The 2,175-nt window shown below is 48.0% G+C and carries 2 protein-coding genes; both read left to right on the top strand.

The window, feature by feature from the left end; all coding sequences use genetic code 11:
* Positions 1–14 precede the first annotated feature (14 nt).
* A complete protein-coding gene (locus tag JRI46_12525; GenBank protein MBW2040390.1) occupies positions 15–1,997 on the top strand; it encodes an FAD-dependent oxidoreductase in 1,983 nt (660 codons plus the stop codon).
* A gap of 62 nt (positions 1,998–2,059) precedes the next feature.
* On the top strand, positions 2,060–2,175 hold a 116-nt coding region (locus tag JRI46_12520), incomplete at its 3' end, for an acyl-CoA/acyl-ACP dehydrogenase (protein ID MBW2040389.1).

Below are 2,175 nucleotides of genomic sequence, written 5' to 3'. Positions count from 1 at the left end.
AAAGGAAGGTGAAAATGAGCAACAGGAAAATATTGGAGCCAATCAAAATAAAAAGCATGGAGCTTAAAAATAGGATAGCCTTTGGTCCAATGCTCAATCAGCCGTACGGAGAGGATCATGGAGCGAGCGAGGATACAATTAGGTGGTATGTAGATAGAGCAAAAGGAGAGGTAGGGTTTGCCATGACCGGGACCATTAATCCATCCCGCCCTGCCTATGAAGAAGCTCGCAAACTGCCACCTATGGGTGCATTAGGTCTGGGGCTCACGCTCCACGATGATACATATATTCCAGGTTTTACTAGGCTGACAGAAGCAGTGCATACAAGCGGTATGAAGATCGGGGCGCAGATTGGGGCTGGCGGTATGAGGATAGGGGCTTCACCCTCACCCTATCCCAAGAGAGACCTTCCAGATATCATATATGGTATAGAAGTAGCTACTAGAGAATTGTCAGTCGAGGAGCTAGAGGAAATCATGAGCGAGACCATAGCTACGGCAGCGAGAGCGAAAGCTGCTGGGTTTGATTGCGTGGAACTGCACTGCGCTCATGGTTATGTTTCACTCTGGGGTGCGTTTATGTCGCCATTTAGTAACCGGCGAGAGGACAAGTACGGTGGAAGCTGGGAAAATAGACTGCGCTTTGCGGTTGAAACGATACAGGGGATGAGGGAGGCAGTTGGTGAGGATTATCCTATAGTTGTCAGACTCAGCGCTGATGAACTTCTGGGCAAAGACGGTGTGACAATACAGGACACCGTTAGCCATATTATTCCTGTACTGGAGAGTGCTGGGGTGGATTGTTTTGATATTACCTTGGGCTCAATGCTACATAATCCAAACAATATACCCCCGCTGTATGTCCCTCGGGGATACTTTATTTATCTGGCCGAGGCAGTTAAGAAAGTTGCTAAGGTGCCGGTGATTGGAGTGGGGAGAATCCTCGATATGGAGATGGCTGAAAAGTTTTTGGAGGAGGGTAAGGCGGACATAATTTATCTGGGACGGCAGTTAATTGTTGATCCAGAGACCCCAAAGAAATACTTTGAGGGGCGGTTAGATGACATTCGGAAGTGTATGGGATGTGCGCGAGGTTTTGGCGACTGTATTGGTGCTTGTTCGGTTGATCCCATGATGATGCCCACCGATTCGGTGATTCCAGCAGAAAAGCCCAAAAAACTCCTAGTGATTGGTGGAGGGGTAGCAGGAATGGAGGCTGCGCGAGTAGCTGCGCTAAGAGGTCATAAGGTAATCCTGATGGAGAAAGATTCAGAGCTTGGTGGGATGGTCTCTGCGCTCGGTCGTTGTTCCTTACTCGCTGAGTTTGGGAACCTCGTGGATTTTCTTACCGCCCAACTGAAAAAGTTCAAGATAGATGTAAGGGTGTGTAGGGAAGCCGCCCCCGATGACGTTAGACAAATTGATCCTGATGCAGTTATCCTTGCGGCAGGCTCATCTATGACGCTGCCAGAGGTGGCTCAAGGTAAGCCGGGAGTACTGACTCACATTGAGGCGCTGATGAACAGAGCAGCCATTGGTCATAAGGTTGTTATACAAGGGTTGGGCTATGGCTCCGAGCTAGCAATCTCTCTTGCTGAAGAGGGTAAAGATGTAACCCTTTTTGGCAGTGCAAGTGAAATAGCAACCAATCTTCCTCCTATCAGAAGGTGGTTTATTCTTAAGAGATTAACGGACGTTGATGTTGCCAAAGGAGATGGAGATATTCCCACAAGGATGGAGGATAACCCCAGGATACGAACTGGGGTGAATCTGAAGGACGTTACCCCTAGCGAAGTTGTGGTGGAGGATAAAGATGGAAAGAGAGAGCTTCTTTCCTACGATACTTTTATTGTCTCCCTGGGCAGGCTGAGCAATGACTCCCTCTTTGAGGCATTACAGGGGAAGGTTCCTGAAGTCTATAAGATTGGAGATTGTTCCAAGATTGGGGAGATAGGAGATGCAATGAAGGCAGCTAACGAAATCGCAAGAAGCCTTTGATAACTTTGAGTAAACAGGTCCAGGTTCTTGGATATCTTCAGAAAACAAGAAGGGGGAATTAAATGATAGATTTTAGTTTAACCGAGGAGCAACTTGCTATTCAGCGCAAAGCTAGGGATTTCGCAGAAAAGGAGATGAAAGCACTTGGCCGGGAGGTGGATCGCATCGCCGATCCCAA

This window comes from Deltaproteobacteria bacterium, from assembly GCA_019308925.1.
Taxonomy (GTDB): domain Bacteria; phylum Desulfobacterota; class B13-G15; order B13-G15; family RBG-16-54-18; genus JAFDHG01.
Note: the sequence above shows the minus strand (reverse complement) of the source record. Positions and strands in the feature narration are given on the sequence as shown.